The sequence below is a fragment of the Lactobacillus porci genome (assembly GCF_009695985.1).
In the GTDB taxonomy this organism is placed as follows: domain Bacteria; phylum Bacillota; class Bacilli; order Lactobacillales; family Lactobacillaceae; genus Lactobacillus; species Lactobacillus absianus.
Genome location: NZ_VUMX01000035.1, coordinates 1 through 14,281, shown reverse-complemented (window position 1 = coordinate 14,281; position 14,281 = coordinate 1). Strand labels below are relative to the sequence as shown.

The 14,281-nt window shown below is 49.3% G+C and carries 16 protein-coding genes; 3 read left to right on the top strand and 13 right to left on the bottom strand.

Annotated elements, in window-relative coordinates:
• Positions 1-566: 566 nt before the first annotated feature.
• From FYJ62_RS09330 to FYJ62_RS09310, 5 genes are all read right to left on the bottom strand, one after another.
• Positions 567-1,154, bottom strand: coding sequence for a hypothetical protein (locus FYJ62_RS09330; protein WP_154549410.1), 588 nt, complete (start codon positions 1,152-1,154; stop codon positions 567-569).
• A gap of 257 nt (positions 1,155-1,411) precedes the next feature.
• Positions 1,412-1,600: a 2-hydroxymuconate tautomerase gene (locus FYJ62_RS09325; protein ID WP_154549409.1), complete on the bottom strand. Its 189-nt coding sequence runs from the start codon at positions 1,598-1,600 to the stop codon at positions 1,412-1,414.
• Between the two features lie 153 nt (positions 1,601-1,753).
• Complete coding sequence (locus tag FYJ62_RS09320; RefSeq protein WP_154549408.1) at positions 1,754-2,599, bottom strand: NAD(P)H-binding protein; 846 nt, start codon at positions 2,597-2,599, stop codon at positions 1,754-1,756.
• Between the two features lie 123 nt (positions 2,600-2,722).
• A complete protein-coding gene (locus FYJ62_RS09315) occupies positions 2,723-3,166 on the bottom strand; it encodes an Rrf2 family transcriptional regulator (protein WP_302188386.1) in 444 nt (147 codons plus the stop codon).
• A 96-nt stretch (positions 3,167-3,262) separates the two neighbouring features.
• Positions 3,263-3,778 carry a YcxB family protein gene (locus FYJ62_RS09310; protein ID WP_229771893.1) on the bottom strand — a complete coding sequence of 172 codons (516 nt, stop codon included), beginning with the start codon at positions 3,776-3,778 and terminating at the stop codon, positions 3,263-3,265.
• Between the two features lie 154 nt (positions 3,779-3,932).
• On the opposite strand from FYJ62_RS09310, the gene FYJ62_RS09305 reads away from it, so the two are divergent.
• Positions 3,933-6,809, top strand: coding sequence for a DEAD/DEAH box helicase (locus FYJ62_RS09305; RefSeq protein WP_154549407.1), 2,877 nt, complete (start codon positions 3,933-3,935; stop codon positions 6,807-6,809).
• A 59-nt stretch (positions 6,810-6,868) separates the two neighbouring features.
• Here the strand turns inward: FYJ62_RS09305 and FYJ62_RS09300 are convergent, their stop codons facing one another.
• The 3 genes from FYJ62_RS09300 to FYJ62_RS09290 all read right to left on the bottom strand — a co-directional run bounded on the left by FYJ62_RS09300 (position 6,869) and on the right by FYJ62_RS09290 (position 9,464).
• A complete protein-coding gene (locus FYJ62_RS09300) occupies positions 6,869-7,426 on the bottom strand; it encodes an ECF transporter S component (RefSeq protein ID WP_154549406.1) in 558 nt (185 codons plus the stop codon).
• Positions 7,427-7,467: 41 nt separating this feature from the next.
• Positions 7,468-8,301 (bottom strand): PfkB family carbohydrate kinase, encoded by an 834-nt coding sequence (locus FYJ62_RS09295; RefSeq protein WP_326832031.1) that lies wholly within the window; start codon positions 8,299-8,301, stop codon positions 7,468-7,470.
• A 641-nt stretch (positions 8,302-8,942) separates the two neighbouring features.
• The gene (locus FYJ62_RS09290) at positions 8,943-9,464 is read right to left on the bottom strand and encodes a GNAT family N-acetyltransferase (RefSeq protein WP_154549405.1); all 522 of its coding nucleotides are present in this window, start codon (positions 9,462-9,464) and stop codon (positions 8,943-8,945) included.
• A 347-nt stretch (positions 9,465-9,811) separates the two neighbouring features.
• On the opposite strand from FYJ62_RS09290, the gene FYJ62_RS09285 reads away from it, so the two are divergent.
• Positions 9,812-10,987: a GH25 family lysozyme gene (locus tag FYJ62_RS09285; protein ID WP_154549404.1), complete on the top strand. Its 1,176-nt coding sequence runs from the start codon at positions 9,812-9,814 to the stop codon at positions 10,985-10,987.
• Positions 10,988-11,518: 531 nt separating this feature from the next.
• Here FYJ62_RS09285 and FYJ62_RS09280 read toward each other — a convergent pair.
• The 5 genes from FYJ62_RS09280 to FYJ62_RS09260 all read right to left on the bottom strand — a co-directional run bounded on the left by FYJ62_RS09280 (position 11,519) and on the right by FYJ62_RS09260 (position 13,776).
• Positions 11,519-11,938: a hypothetical protein gene (locus FYJ62_RS09280; protein ID WP_154549403.1), complete on the bottom strand. Its 420-nt coding sequence runs from the start codon at positions 11,936-11,938 to the stop codon at positions 11,519-11,521.
• Between the two features lie 9 nt (positions 11,939-11,947).
• The gene (locus tag FYJ62_RS09275; RefSeq protein ID WP_008461530.1) at positions 11,948-12,295 is read right to left on the bottom strand and encodes a hypothetical protein; all 348 of its coding nucleotides are present in this window, start codon (positions 12,293-12,295) and stop codon (positions 11,948-11,950) included.
• Position 12,296: 1 nt separating this feature from the next.
• Positions 12,297-12,683, bottom strand: coding sequence for a hypothetical protein (locus tag FYJ62_RS09270; RefSeq protein WP_154549402.1), 387 nt, complete (start codon positions 12,681-12,683; stop codon positions 12,297-12,299).
• A 510-nt stretch (positions 12,684-13,193) separates the two neighbouring features.
• A complete protein-coding gene (locus FYJ62_RS09265; protein ID WP_154549401.1) occupies positions 13,194-13,556 on the bottom strand; it encodes a type II toxin-antitoxin system PemK/MazF family toxin in 363 nt (120 codons plus the stop codon).
• On the bottom strand, positions 13,537-13,776 hold the full coding sequence (locus tag FYJ62_RS09260; protein ID WP_195837424.1) for an antitoxin of toxin-antitoxin stability system: 240 nt from the start codon (positions 13,774-13,776) through the stop codon (positions 13,537-13,539). The genes FYJ62_RS09265 and FYJ62_RS09260 overlap by 20 nt, the downstream gene beginning before the upstream one ends.
• An 82-nt stretch (positions 13,777-13,858) precedes the next feature.
• On the opposite strand from FYJ62_RS09260, the gene FYJ62_RS09255 reads away from it, so the two are divergent.
• A complete protein-coding gene (locus FYJ62_RS09255; RefSeq protein ID WP_154549400.1) occupies positions 13,859-14,005 on the top strand; it encodes a hypothetical protein in 147 nt (48 codons plus the stop codon).
• The last annotated feature ends 276 nt before the right edge of the window (positions 14,006-14,281 follow it).

Sequence of the window (14,281 nt, the reverse complement as noted above, 5' to 3'; positions counted from 1 at the left end):
AGGCACGCCGCCAGCGTTCGTCCTGAGCCAGGATCAAACTCTCATTTTGAAAATGAGCTCTTTTTAATCTGCTCCAGATTATTGCTTGCGAATTGACTTCGCTTATTTGTTTGGATTCAAGTAAACTCGAACCCGCACACTGCGAAACTTTGTTCAGTTTTCAAAGTACCAACTTGTTGCCTGCCTTTCGGCGACGCAACGTTTTACATCTTACTCGCTTGTTAAGAATTTGTCAACAAGTTTTTTGATTTATTTTTTCGTGCCTCCGTGAGAACTTCGTGTCTCGCGCGACAACAAATATTAGTATACTAGACTTTTTCGTTACGTCAAATTTACATTTTCATTCGGTTTAGCAAGTGAACGCACGGCCGCGTTGTGACAGCAGTCTTCTTTTCTTTCCATACTTTCATAAAGTTAAGTCGGCATCATTACTATATTCTCTCCTGATAGTTCGGAATTTGTTTGAAAATGCCGTGATTTTTTCTGAAATTTTTTGTTTTTTCTTTTCTTAACACAACAATTCCCGCTTTCCCTCTTTTTAATCCATTTCTGACAAGCTTGCTTGTTCATTTGCCGACAGCGGTCTTCCGAATTTGGTCTTCAATAATTTGGACGGCGATTTGACAACGGTCAACTATTTCAGACTGATCATCACGCATTCCATGATTAATCCATTCGTATAAGGTGGCGTAAATCAAGTCAGCAGCGTTGCGGACCATCTTGTTAGAGTAATCACCAGTTTTAGAATGCTCAGCCACATAATTGCGCGTTACTCGCAAAATTGCTTCGCGGACCTTATCAGGAAGCATAATAGCAAACTCCTCTCCTTTCTTTCGGCCAGTTTGCCGGCACTGAACGTCTTTAATAAAAGAAATCGCGTGCAGGAAGTAGTTGCGATTGGCTGACATGTAGAGCAGAAGCTGGTTTAGTCCGGAATTATAGCCACCATGTTCTGGAACGAAATTGACTTCAAGCTGCTTGACCAACAGTTCCGTAACCAATTGTGGCAAACTGCCATAATAGGCATAGAAAGTCGGCCGTGACAGTTGCGCTAAAAGGCAGTAGCGTTTAACGTTCATTTTTCCTGCTTCTTCCCGACTGAATTCTTTTACTAAAACATTGCTTGCCTTCACTAGGCGTCCGTTTTCGATCATTTTTTCCTCCTCGTTTGCCAGCAGCTGGCGCTGTGTAAAGCGCTTGCGGGTTTCATGGAACAAATATAACCGAAACATGCTAGGAAAATCCACTGACAAGTCGGAGGGACAAAAGCCCTGTAAATCAACATTTTAAGATCTGCCATAAGGTTGGAAAGTCTTTAGATATTGCACTTTTCACTTGAAATGTAACAACAAAAATTTTTTATAAAAAATGCCTGCCGCTTCACGCGACAGGCATTTGCTTTGAGCTAAGACTACTTAGCTGGAGTTCTCCATTCACCGCCTTGAGCGAGTTGACGTTCGCCCAATTGGTTAACGATGACTGAGATGTGTTCTTGCGGAGCACCAGTGTCTTCTGAGATGACACGGGTTACGTCCTTCATCATCTTTTCCAGTTGTTCTGGAGTGCGGCCTTCCAACAATTCAATATGTACAAATGGCATGTTCAATACCTCCATTTTTTAGGATCTGACGTTTCTTTCTATTATACGTGCTTTTTCCTAAAAAATAGCCCATCTCTTGAAAAAAAGTCCCTCTTTCTCATTCAAAAAAGCACGCGCGGACCGAGCGTCTGCACGTGCTTCTATTCTAAAAAATTACCGGCCAAGAACTTCCTTGATTGCCTGGTCCAGCGGAGTCAAGCCGCCCAAGACTTCTTCCAAGTCGCTGCTTTCTTCAGTCAATGAGCCATCGTCAATCGGCTGCTGGAAGCTGGCATACATGGCTGCCACGTCATGGCTCAAGCCCATGCCCTCGAGCAGCTTCACGTATTCTTCTTGGCTGACCTGCTTGACCGTGACCTCTTGGCCAGTTGCCTTGCCCAGTTCTTGGGCAAGGTCCTTGTAGTCGCGCTTTGGACCAGCAAATTCGTAGACTTCCTTTGGATTTTCACTGGCCAGAACCTTGGCAGCAGCGGCAGCGTATTCTCTTTCCAAGGCCCAGCCGGCATAATTGTTGGCCCAGTAGACCTGGCTTGCCGGACCTGGCGCCAAGAAGGTCAGCTCATTTTCCAAGTACCAGTTGTTGCGCAAAAATGAGTGCTTAACGCCGCTTTCCTTGATGAGCTTTTCCGTCAGCTGGTGGTCAGCGGCCAGCCAGTTGTTGCTCTTGTCAGCCATCGGGAAACTGGTGTAGGCTACATAGCCAACGCCCGCCGCCTTCACGGCTTCAACCATGTTCTTGTGCTGGTTGTCTCTAGAAATTGCCCCGCCTGGCTGAGAAGAAATGAACAGCAGCTTGTCGATGCCGGCCAAGGCCTTGACCAAGGCGGCTTCATCACCGTAGTCTGCCACGCGGATCTCTACGCCTGCCGGCAGAAGCTTCTTCCCCTTTTCACCGTCGCGGACGATCGCCACCACGTTTTCTGCACCAACTTCATCAACCAAAGTTCTAACGGCTGTCTGACCCAATTTGCCAGTCGCCGCGGAAATCGCGTACTTCATGTTTATTCCTCCGTCTTCATTGCTTGTTAGTTTCTAATTTACAGCCATTCTAACACATGTATTTCGAAAAGCGACATGTTTTAGCAAAAAAATAAGCGGCTACTCCGGCCGCTTATTTTAAACTTACGCTCGTTTGTCTGGTCTTTCCGCTTCCGCCTGTAAGATTCCGTCAACGATGTCTTGCAGACTGATCTCACGCATCTTGGCATTGGCAGCTGCCTGAACTTCCGCATAGGCGTCAGCCAAGGTGTCCTGGATGTTGCCGCCGACGATGCAGCGGGGCTCAGTGTCCTTGTCGACGTGAAGCAGGTTGTGCTCCATGTCCACGGCACGGAAGACGTCATACATGCTGATGTCCTTGGGATCCTTGGCCAGTTCCGGCTCAGCGCTCCCCTGCTGGGTCTTCAGCAAACCGGCCTTGCGCAGGTCGGTCATCAGACTGCGGACAGTGCTTGGGTTGGTGCGGATGCTGCTTGCGATCCGCCGGCTGGACAGGTCCCCGTCATGGCAGATCACGATATACGACAGCAAATGCAAAGCATCACTCAATTTATGTGAGAACTTCACGTCAATTATCCTCCACTTTCATTCGTTTTCTAATGTTACTAGCCCCTGCCAGGAATTTCCAACTTTCCTGGCAAAAAGTTACACGTGAAACACCGGCTACTTGGGAAACTTTCCCCGCAGGAAGTCCAGCAGCTCCTGACTGCAGTTTTCCTTGAGGATCAAGAGGCCCTGGTTGCGGCTGAGCAGCAGAACGATCTCGTCTTTGGTCTCCAACATCTTGATGAAGTCGGAATACTTGTAGCTTCCGTCCCCATGGTTGGTCAGTAGCAGAACGTGATCCGGATAGAACTCGTAGCGGATGTGCTCATTCTGGCCCGCTGGCATGGCCGCGAAAGTCTTCTTCAGCTTGCGCTTGTACAGGTAGTCGATCAATAGCGGGTAGGCAATGATCGTCACGCCCAAAAAGACGGTGATTGAGTACTGCTTCAGCACGAAGGCAGCGACCCCAAGGAGAATCCAGATAGTTTCCGCGATGGCGATAATCAAGCGCCGGCTCTTCTCGGTTACCTTCATGGCCATGCGGGTGTATTCGTCAATCGTCATGGTCACGTCAGTCACGTAGGCTGGCCGGCTTGGCCGCTCAATGTGCTTGGATGGGTTGCTTTTTTTCATCTTCAGCCCTCTTTTCAACTGATTTATCTAAATTTTACTACAAATCGGCCAAGACCGGTTTTAAAAGAACCGCCCGTGTTTGTTTCACGTGTAACTTTTCGCTGCCTTTGCTATCATAAAGGACAAGATCTAAGAAATAGAAAGACGCGAAAAAATGAATGATGCACTTACCAACGCGGTCCTCGCCGGCCTTGCTGACTCCCAGTACCCGGCCAATAATTTCCTTGGGCCACGCCTTTTGACCAACAGCCAGCAGGAAACCATCTGGCAAGAATTGAAGCGGCAATTGGCCGACTGCCGCGGCTTTGCCTGGACAGTCGCCTTTATTTCCGCCGACATGCTGGCTCCTTTTAAGCTGATCATGGAAGACCTGGCCCAAGCGGGGATCTCTGGAACCTTGGTCACTGGGACCTACTTGAATTTCAACACCCCCCGCGTCTTCCGCGAGCTCCTGAAGATTAAGAACCTGACCGTCAAAGTCACCCCAGGGCCGCTCCACGCCAAAGGCTACTTGTTTGACCATGATGGCTTCCAAACCGCGGTGATTGGTTCCGCCAACTTTACCCGGTCCGCCCTGCTCGCCAACCAGGAATGGTGCCTGCGGATCAGTTCCAAGGACCAGGCCGGCTTGACCAGCAGGCTAAAAGCCGAATTCAACCGCTTGGCGCGAGACGGCCAGCCGCTGACCGAAGCTTGGATCAAAGACTATGAACTGGGCTGGCAGCCTGGCCAGCAGCACATGTTACACGTGAAACACGCTTCAAGTTCCATCAAGCCCAACCACATGCAAACCGAAGCGCTAGCGGCTCTGGACCAGCTGGTCAAAAGCGGCCAGCACCGGGCCTTGGTCGTTTCCGCGACTGGCACGGGCAAGACCTACTTGGCTGCCTTCGCGGTCCAGGCTTACCAGCCGAGACGCTTCCTCTACCTGGTCCACCGGGAGCAGATCGCCAAAAAGGCCCTGGCCTCCTTCAAGCAGATCATCGGCGGGCCAGCCAGCGACTACGCCCTTCTGTCTGGCGGCCAGCGGGCTGATCCCGCCGCCAAATACCTCTTTGCCACGGTGCAAAGCGCGGCGCGGGACCGCTTTTTGCAAGCCATGCCCAAGGACGCCTTTGACTACATCCTGATCGATGAAGCCCACCGGGCCGCGGCCCCCAGCTATCAGCGGCTCATGGGCCACTTCCAGCCTGACTTCTGGCTGGGACTGACGGCGACCCCGGAGCGGATGGACCAGCAGGACATCTACCAGCTTTTTGACTACAACCTGGCCTATGAAGTCCGCCTGCGCGATGCTTTAGCGGAAAAAATGCTCACGCCCTTCCACTACATCGGCATCCGTGACTATGAAAAAGACGGCATCACGTCCACTGACGCCAGCTCCCTGCGCTGGCTGGGAGCCAGCGAGCGCGTTGACTACATCCTCAAGGAGCTGGACTACTATGGCTATGACGGCGACCAGCCCCGGGGCCTGGTCTTTGCCAGCCGGCAGGAAGAAGCCCGCGCGCTGGCCCAAAGCTTCAGCCAGCAGGGCCACCCCGCCAGGTCCTTGACCAACCAGGACTCGCAAGCAGCGCGCCAAGACGCCGTCCAAGCCCTTGAACAGGGCCAGCTGGAATACCTGGTGACCGTTGACCTTTTTAATGAAGGCATCGACATTCCCTCGCTAAACCAGATCGTGATGCTGCGAAGCACCCAGTCAAGCACCGTCTTCATCCAGCAGCTGGGACGGGGGCTGCGCCTTTTTCCAGGGCAGACCTTCGTCACCGTGATTGACTTCATCGGCAACTACCAGCACAACTACCTGATTCCCCTGGCCTTAGCCGGGCAAAAGATCTCCAAGGACCAGCTGCGCCAGCAGCTAAGCCGCCCCGACTTCGCGGGCCTAAGCACGGTCAGCTTCAGCCGGATCGCCAGCGAGGAAATCCTGCGTTCCCTGGACAAGGTCAAGCTGGATGCCCTAAAAGAGCTCAAGGAGGCCTACCTAGAGCGCCAGCAGGAGCTGGGCCGGGTTCCCCTGCTCATGGACTTTGCCCGCGGCGGGAAAGTCTCTCCCCTGCTGTTTATCGAGAACAAAAGCCTCAAGCACTACGGCGCTTTTTTGGAAAAAATGGGCGAAGCCTGTCCCATGTCCAGCTATGAGAGCCAGGTCCTCTCCTTTATCACCCGCGAGCTGGCCACGGGCAAGCGGCCGCATGAACTGGACCTGCTCAAGGAGCTCTTCGCTTTGGCCGCGCGAGGCAAAGAAGCCCGCGTTGCCGGCAAAGCCTTGCAGAAGCGCTGGCAAGCGCTGGGCTTCTACGACAGCAGCGATTTGCGGAAGTCTTTGGCCTCCGTCCTCTCCCTGGACTTCTTTAACGTGAAATCTGGCAAGACCACGGTCAAGGACCAATATGGCGGCGAGCCCATCGTTGACTTTGAAAATAACGCTGACTATTGCCTGAATCCCAAGCTTCTGGATCCCAGTCCGGCATTTCGCCGCCTCGCCGCTGACGCGATCGCGACCGGCCTGTTTTTGGCCAAAAACTACGACGCCAGCCGCCAGTTCACCCTTTACCGCCAATACGACCGCAAGGACGTCTGCCGCCTGCTCAACTGGCCGCTTGACGTCAGTCGGCCCATGTATGGCTACCGGATCACGAACCAGGTCTGTCCCATTTTTATCACCTATAAAAAAGAAGAAATTAGTGAAGACAATAAAAAACGGCGCCGCAGCGCCGTTTATGACAACCAATTGTCCGACGGCCAGACCTTGCGCTGGTACACCCGCTCACCCAGACACCTGGATTCCGCGGAAGTCCAGGAACTTCTCTCCGGCGTTGCCATAGGGCGGCAGGCAACCCAGGTCTTAGTCTTCGTCAAGCGCAGCGACGCTTATGGCAAGCAGTTCTACTACTTAGGCGAGGCCGCGATCGTCCCTGGCTCTGCTAAAGAGGAGCTTTTGGGCGCAAAGAAGCCGGCCGTGGGCCTGGACCTGAAGCTGCGCCAGCCATTGACGCCGCGGATGTACGACCTGCTTTTCGCGGATTAAAGCAAAAAAGGAACGACTTGCATGAGTCGTTCCTTTTTCTTTTGCAAAAATAATGCTGTTTAGCGCGCCCGCTTTAAGATGCGCTTTGAAGCGTCTGCCAGGGCAAAGTACAGGATTGGAGTGCAGATTGCCGTTGAGCAGGAGTTGATCACCGTCGGCAACATGCTGGCAAATGACCCGATAAAGTCCGCCTTAATGGCCATCCCAGCCATCAGCCCTTCAATGAAGGTCGTGGCATAAGAAGTAAAGATCTTGGTCACGCCGGCGATGATGGCCAAAATAATGATGTTCTTTGGCGTGTCTTCGTACTTGAAGGCCTTGAAGACCGCTGACAAGACGGCGGCAACCACGACTACTTCCAGCATGGTCAGCCAGCTGGTAGCAGCGTAGCCGTTCAAGATGTCAAAGCCGCCCAGGCCGATGATCCCGGCCAGCATGCCGTTTCTAAAGCCCAGGTACAAGATGGCCACGGCGGTCAGGGTGTTGCCGAAGTGGATAAATGGCTTCCCAACGACGGCTGGGAGCGGAATCCGCAGCACCCAAATGCCTAAATAGATAATTGCCGCGAAGAGCCCGGTCGTAATCCAGGCCCTAAGTGAGTTTTCTTCATCTCTCATGGTAAAAGTCCTCCTCTAACACGCTTCAAACCACACATTTTTCATTTTTCCAAAAATTGGCCAAGCAGCCATGGCAGAGCCGCGGCGTAATTGGGACCAAAGCGCGGATCCTGGTCTGGCGCGGTTTTCGCGATGGACTTGGCGACAAAGGCGCCGGCCGTTTCCGCGGCCTGCTGCAGATGAAAGCCGTGCATCAGGCCAGCCATCAGGGCACTGGCGAACAAGTCGCCGGTGCCAAAATAGCTGCCAGGCACCCTTGCCTGCACGGAATCCCAGAAGCCATCCCCGCGGCTGAAGCCAAAGATCCCGATCTCAGCCGTGCCGACCGGCACCCCGGTCAAGACGACCTGGTCCAGGTCAAACTTGGCTTGCAGCAAGGACACGATTTCAAAGGCCTCCTTGCGGTCGATCCGCTCATGTTTCTCGACTGGCTGACCCAGGAGCAGCAAGGCTTCAGTCAAATTTGGCGTCAAAAGCGCCGCGTGTTGGGCCAGTTCTCCCATTCTGGCCACATAGCCCGCGTCAAAGCCGCGATACAGCTTGCCATGGTCCGCCATGGCCGGATCCAGCAGGATCAGCCGGCCGGCAAGCTTAGGCAGCTCAGTCAGCCAGACATCCAGAGCCTCTTGCCCCAAATAGCCCAGGTAGACCGCGTCAAAACTGATGTCCTGGCTGGCCCAGTGGTCCATGATCCCCGGAATTTCCGGCGACAGGTCCCGGTAGGTATTGGCCCCAAAACCGCCGGTGTGCGTGGACAAAAGTGCCGTCGGCAAAGCCGCCGTCCGCAGGCCCGCGGCTCCCAGAACCGGTAGGGCCACGGCCATGGATACTTGTCCGACGCAGGACAGGTCTTGACTGATTAAGACTGATTTCACCTTGCTCCCCCTTTCGACCACAATTGTAGCCGTAACTCATATTATAAAGACTATGAGAAATAAATTAAAGTGAAAAATAATAATGCTATTTTCAGATTTATTAAAAAGTATACCATGCTTTTTCAGCAAACAAAAAAATCAGCTGTTTCAAGCGAAACAGCTGATTTGGTTAGGAATGTGTTGTGTATGTATAAAATTCAATGTATCTCTACATTGAGGAAAGAAAAATAAAAGAAATTTGGATGTTATAGACTGGCTTTTGGATTCCGGTCTACAAGAACAAATTTTACTCGCTATTTGTGAACAAAGTGTGAACTTTTTAAAAAGAATTATTTATGAGCAAAGTTTGTATTCGCGAATGGTTATTGACTAACTTTTGGTCATGCACGACCACGAAAAAGACAGCCCAGGGGAAGGCTGCCTTCTTCGTAATGTCGTGTTGTGTTTTAAGGGAAAAGTGTGTAATAAGAAAAAATCTGGAAATTATCTAATTATGAAGTCTATCAAATTCAATTTCAAGGTTTATAGATTGAAGCTTGGCTTCGATCTATGCTGATAATCATACCGGTCACTCGTGAACAAATGATGACCACTTTCTAGCGTTTTGGTAAAGAAATGCTTAGCTCTTTTTTAACAGCTGCTTAGGCCGTCACTAATTCATAGACGTAGCTGGTCTCGTTTGGCCGGTAGACGCCGTGAAGGGTCCCCACCCGCTTGAAGCCGGACTTCTGGATCAGGTGCTGCATTGGCAGATTATCCTCGTGGGTGTCGACGCGGACGGACTTAATGTCGCTCAAGCCGCTTTGGAAGTAGTCGATCACGGCCCGGTAGAGCTGGGAAGCATAGCCGTGGCCGGTGTGGTCGGAGTGGATGGCGACCCGGTGCACGGTCACGTATTGGTCAGTATCGATCTGCCACGCCCCGTCCAGCTGGTCATAGCAGTGGTCTGGCGCCGGAATGATGGATAAGGTGCCCACCGTTTCGCCGTCGTCAGCCTTGGCCAGATAAGCGTAGCCATTGGCAATATCTTCCTTGACATGGTCCGGGTTCGGGTAGTCGCCCTGCCATTGGTCGATTCCGCGCTCCGCCAGCTGGGCGCGCCCGTCCTGGAGAATTTCCATCACCTTGTCAAAATCCGCCGCGTTTGCCTTTCTAATCTTCATCCACATGCCTTCTTTCATTACGTTAATGCCGTCTTCGGCAAAATTATGCCTTGTATTTAGACAGCCGTCTTTGATTCACAAGAGGCCAGTTTACAAGAAAAAAGCTTTTTTGACCAATGATTTGCTCAAGATGATCTTCAGAAAGTGTCTTTTTTCAAGGCGGAAATTGGCCACGTTTTACAAAACAGCGCTTACACCGCGTTTTTTAACCAGTTAGAAAACATTGTGTTAAATTTTTGTAACATTACTCTCCTATAATGAAAATTGCGATCTGCAAAAGCAGAAGGAATTTAAATACGACCAAAATTTATAATCGAAAATCTAAATTATCGGGAGCATCTGTGTCAATGAAATTCAAGTCTAGCAAATTCGTTGGAGTCCTGACAGCCGCTGCGGCGGCTGTCACCCTGTTCGCCGGCTCAGCCAGCGCGGCTGCCAAGACCAGCGTCAAGAGCCGGTCATACGGGGTTGACGTCTCCAGCTACCAATCAACCAACCTGTCATCTTACCAAAAGGCCGGCGCCCAATTCGCGATCGTCAAGGTCAGCGAAGGCATCGGCTACCGCAACCCAAACGCCAAGTCCCAAGTTGCCAGCGCCAAATCCAACGGCTTGATGCCAATGGCCTACCACTTCGCCAACTTCAGCAACAACTCATCCAGAGCCAAGAGCGAAGCCAACTACGCTATCTCCAGCGCCAAGGCTGTAAAGGTGCCTAGCGGCTCATACCTGGTCTGCGACTGGGAAACCAGCAGCGCCAACTACACTTCCGGCAGCAAGAGTTCCAACACCAGCGCCATCATCGCCTTCATGGACAAGGTCAAGGCCGCCGGCTTCCAACCTTTGCTTTACTCCGGCGCCTACCTGCTCAACAGCAACATTAACACCAACAGGGTTGTCAAGAAGTACCCTAACTCACTGTGGGTTGCTTCTTACGCCAGCGCTGGCCGGATTGACACGCCAAACTTCGCCAACTTCCCTTCAATGAATGGGGTTTTGATCTGGCAGTTTACTGAAAACTGGCGCGGCCTGAACGTCGACGGCAACATTTCCCTCCTGCCGCTGTCAATCACCTCAGCCGCAACCTCTTCAAGCAAGAAGTCAACGAGCACCAGCTCAAGCAGCTCTTCATCACAGGCCGCCGTTGCCCAAGCTCCTGTAGCCAAGACCAAGAAGCTCATCATGTCCAAGTCTTACGTCTACACTTCAGCCGGCAAGCGGACCAAGAAGTACAAGAAGGCCTACACTTACGTTTACGTGCTTGGCGGAATCGTTAAGATCGGCAAGAAGACTTTCTACAAGATCGCCACTAACCAGTACCTGCGCGTAAGCAACATTGACGGTGCCCGCTACACCCTGAAGAAGAAGGCAACCATCTACAACTCAAAGGGCAAGAAGGTCAAGAAAGTGGCCGCCCTGAAGAAGGGGTCATCAGTTGCCGTTTACGGCGGCGCCCGCAAGATCGGCAAGAAGACTTGCTACCGGATCAACAAGGGCCGCTACATCCTGAAGGGGACCTTCTAATTTTCTGATCAGGCACAGACTCCAAAAATTGGAACGAATTAAAACATGACTCCGATATTCAATCGGGGTCATGTTTTTTTCGTCCTGGTTTATCTTTCAGCCATTTGATCCACTTCTGGCATCCACAGCTCAAACACTAATTAATTTTAGAAACAAACAAAGCTCTGATTGTTACTAAAGCAGTCAGAGCTTTGTTCATGAAAAAAATTAACGGTAATACTTGGTCCCTCGACCAGCGCCAACCTTAGTCAGCAAATGCCGGTCAGTCAGCTTGCGCAAAAGGCGGCTCAAACGGCTGCTGCTAATCATTGCATTTCGATTGCATCGATTTCCGCTAATCGTCGCACTTTAATTGCAACGATTCCGCTAATCATCGCGTTTCGATTGCATCGATTTCTGCTAATCGTCGCGCTTTAATTGCAACGATTCTGCTAATCATTGCGCTTTGATTGCATCGATTATGGTCAATTGCAGCATATTGACTTAATTTTACTGGCTATTTACACAAGTCTTTAGACAGAAAACTAAAAATCATGGCTTCGAAAGTAACTGTTCCATTACATCCGACCACATTTTCATGTCCTCGTGAGGACAAGCTAACCAAAATGTCAAGACGGGAAATTCTGTCTTTAAGTACTGTATAGCTTGGACGCAACGCTTGAAAAAGAGCAAATTCATGATCTCTGAATAGCAGTTAAGATCCAGCTCAACAACTAAGTTTGTACATTCCGGCTGAACTTCAACCAAATTCCTCAGTTTCAGCAAACTTTCTGTCTGCAACATTTTTGAAGCAGAAAGTTTCCTTCGACAAACCGGATAATCAAACAGACAGTATGCAGAACCTAACTCTAAAACATCAGACACGGTTTCGCTAGACACTAAGCAAAGTGGTTTAGCCGGCATCGGCATCCGGTCTAAATGTATCGTAAGCAGAGAGTATGACTTCTTCACTGATGCCTCCTAAAAGTCAAAGGCAATGCCGGTATTGCACTTAATCGCCAGATTAGCATACTCCAGCATTTTCTCGTACACTGGACGGACCGTATCATTCATTGGCCGCTTCATCCGGTCAAGCAACCACTGACGGAAGCCAACACACTTGTCGGGCTCAAAGAAGTCATAATCGCCCCAGTCAAACATGGCATCGAACTTATCCCACATCTCAACCAAGAAGCCATCATCTTCCAAGGCCTGGGCAGTCTTTTCATCAAAGTAATACTCAACCGACGGCTCACCGTCAACAATGTGTATCTTGTATTCGTCATCGTACTTTAACGCACGATCATCTAACGCAACTGATAACCACATATTACATCTCTCCTCTCTTTTTAATTTTAAAGTGTGTCTCTTTTTCATATTTGGACGGTGTTCCGTCTAATTTGCAGAATTTTTTGGTCTTTTTGTCAAAAATACGCAAGTAGCCGGCTACCTTATCACATTTGATTTTATATCTGGTACCCTCGAAATCAAATTTCACTCCACCCTCTGTGTGAAATGACCTCTTTGGATCTCCTTTAGGTACAAAGCGATCTACAACCTCATTAACATTGACTTTGTTCTTAAGCCAATCCTGGTTCCACTTCTTTTCCCGATCTTTGCTTCTAACATACCGACGCCGATCAATATCATTTTGCGGTACAGTGACATTAACGTAATATTTTGAAACTTCTGAATACGTCGACTTTGAATCACTCATTATGCTGCTCCTCTATGACACTTAGAATGAAAATCTTCATAATAACGGTAGTCAACTCCCATCATATCCAGTTGCTCATCAACCAATTTATCATGTTGACGGGCCTTTCCATATATCAAAAGATGGCTAGGCTGTAATGACAGAATTTTGTCAGTATATCTAGATGCCTCAAAGAAATCATTCGATGATTTGCAACCAAGAAATCCAGATACACACATGACATGTCGTGGAATATTTCTAACTTACTTAAACTTCCCACACCAAAAAGAACTATGAAGTCCAAAAAATAGTAGATATTCCTACTGATTTTTACCCACAAAATCTGTCTGCGCCGTCTTTGAACTTGTTCGTGAATCTGTTCAAATTGACAACAGCCAGAAGGTCATAGACCCGCATTAATCTAGGGATGCAAAAACTAATCGAAAACCCGATGAACCTCAGTTTTAGCCATTCTTGTCAAGTAGCAAAAAACGTTAGCAAAATGCTAACGTTTTTCACCCACGAACCGAATTACTTAGTAATTAAGCTTACGATTCGTTGTTGAGCCATGGCAAATGTTGCTGTTGGTAACATTCCAACATACTCAGCATTCCGCTTTCTATAATCTAATGTGTAGAACTGCAAGGTGTTCACGTAACCGTCTATGCTTTTCATCTGAACTGGTAGAAAAAGCTGCCTAAGTTGGTTGTTAGACGCATGTGTTATCGGTGCTACTATCGTTAGACCAGAAACCTTACTGTACTTCTTTGAACTTAGAACAACAGCTGGGCGTCTTTTTCGAATTTCTTTACCCAAAGAAGGATCAAAATCAATCCAGATTATATCCTGTCGGTCTGGGATGTACGCGCTCTGGCTACCATTCATCGTCGTCATCGACATTCAATCCTCCAAATGCTTCTTCTTGTTTGCAATCAGTAAATTTCTTATCCCAATCTGGATCATTGAATGGGTTTGAACTTTCAGGAATGTAAACAATAACTCCATCTCTTCCCTTATATACGCTGTATTCCTCAGCGTCTGCAACAATATCTTTCGGAATTGTAAATACTTTAGAATTTCCAACCTGTCTTGCTTTGACTGTATTTGATAGCATTTTTGTTCCCCCTCTCTTCTTTCGTATACACTGAGTATATACTCGGCGGGTAACGCTTGCAAGCAGAAGGCTCAAGCGATGATTGAATCCAATTAATATCTACCAAAGCGTAACCGGCCACTCACTAGAACTTCACGATCTGCAAAAAGGTAATTTCACTATCCGGGAGATGGCAATTCTGACCGGCATGTCCAAAAGCACCGTCGGCCGGAAGCTAAGGGACGACTAATTTTTTTGCAAACAAATAGCTACATTAACTCACTCTGTGTTGATGTGAGATAATGTAGCTTTTTTCTTCTCTATAATATTTCTTACTGATGCGCGTCAAGTCATGTGCTCATTGCTGTTCATAACTTAGGCACTTAAACTTCCCACATCAAAAAACTATGAAGCCTTGAAAACTCAATAGTTTAGCCAGTAAATATTCAATTAAGCTGCTAGTGATGGCGATATAGCCTCTTGCATGTACTTCGGAAGGCGAGAAATGAAAGCGTTGGTGAATCTT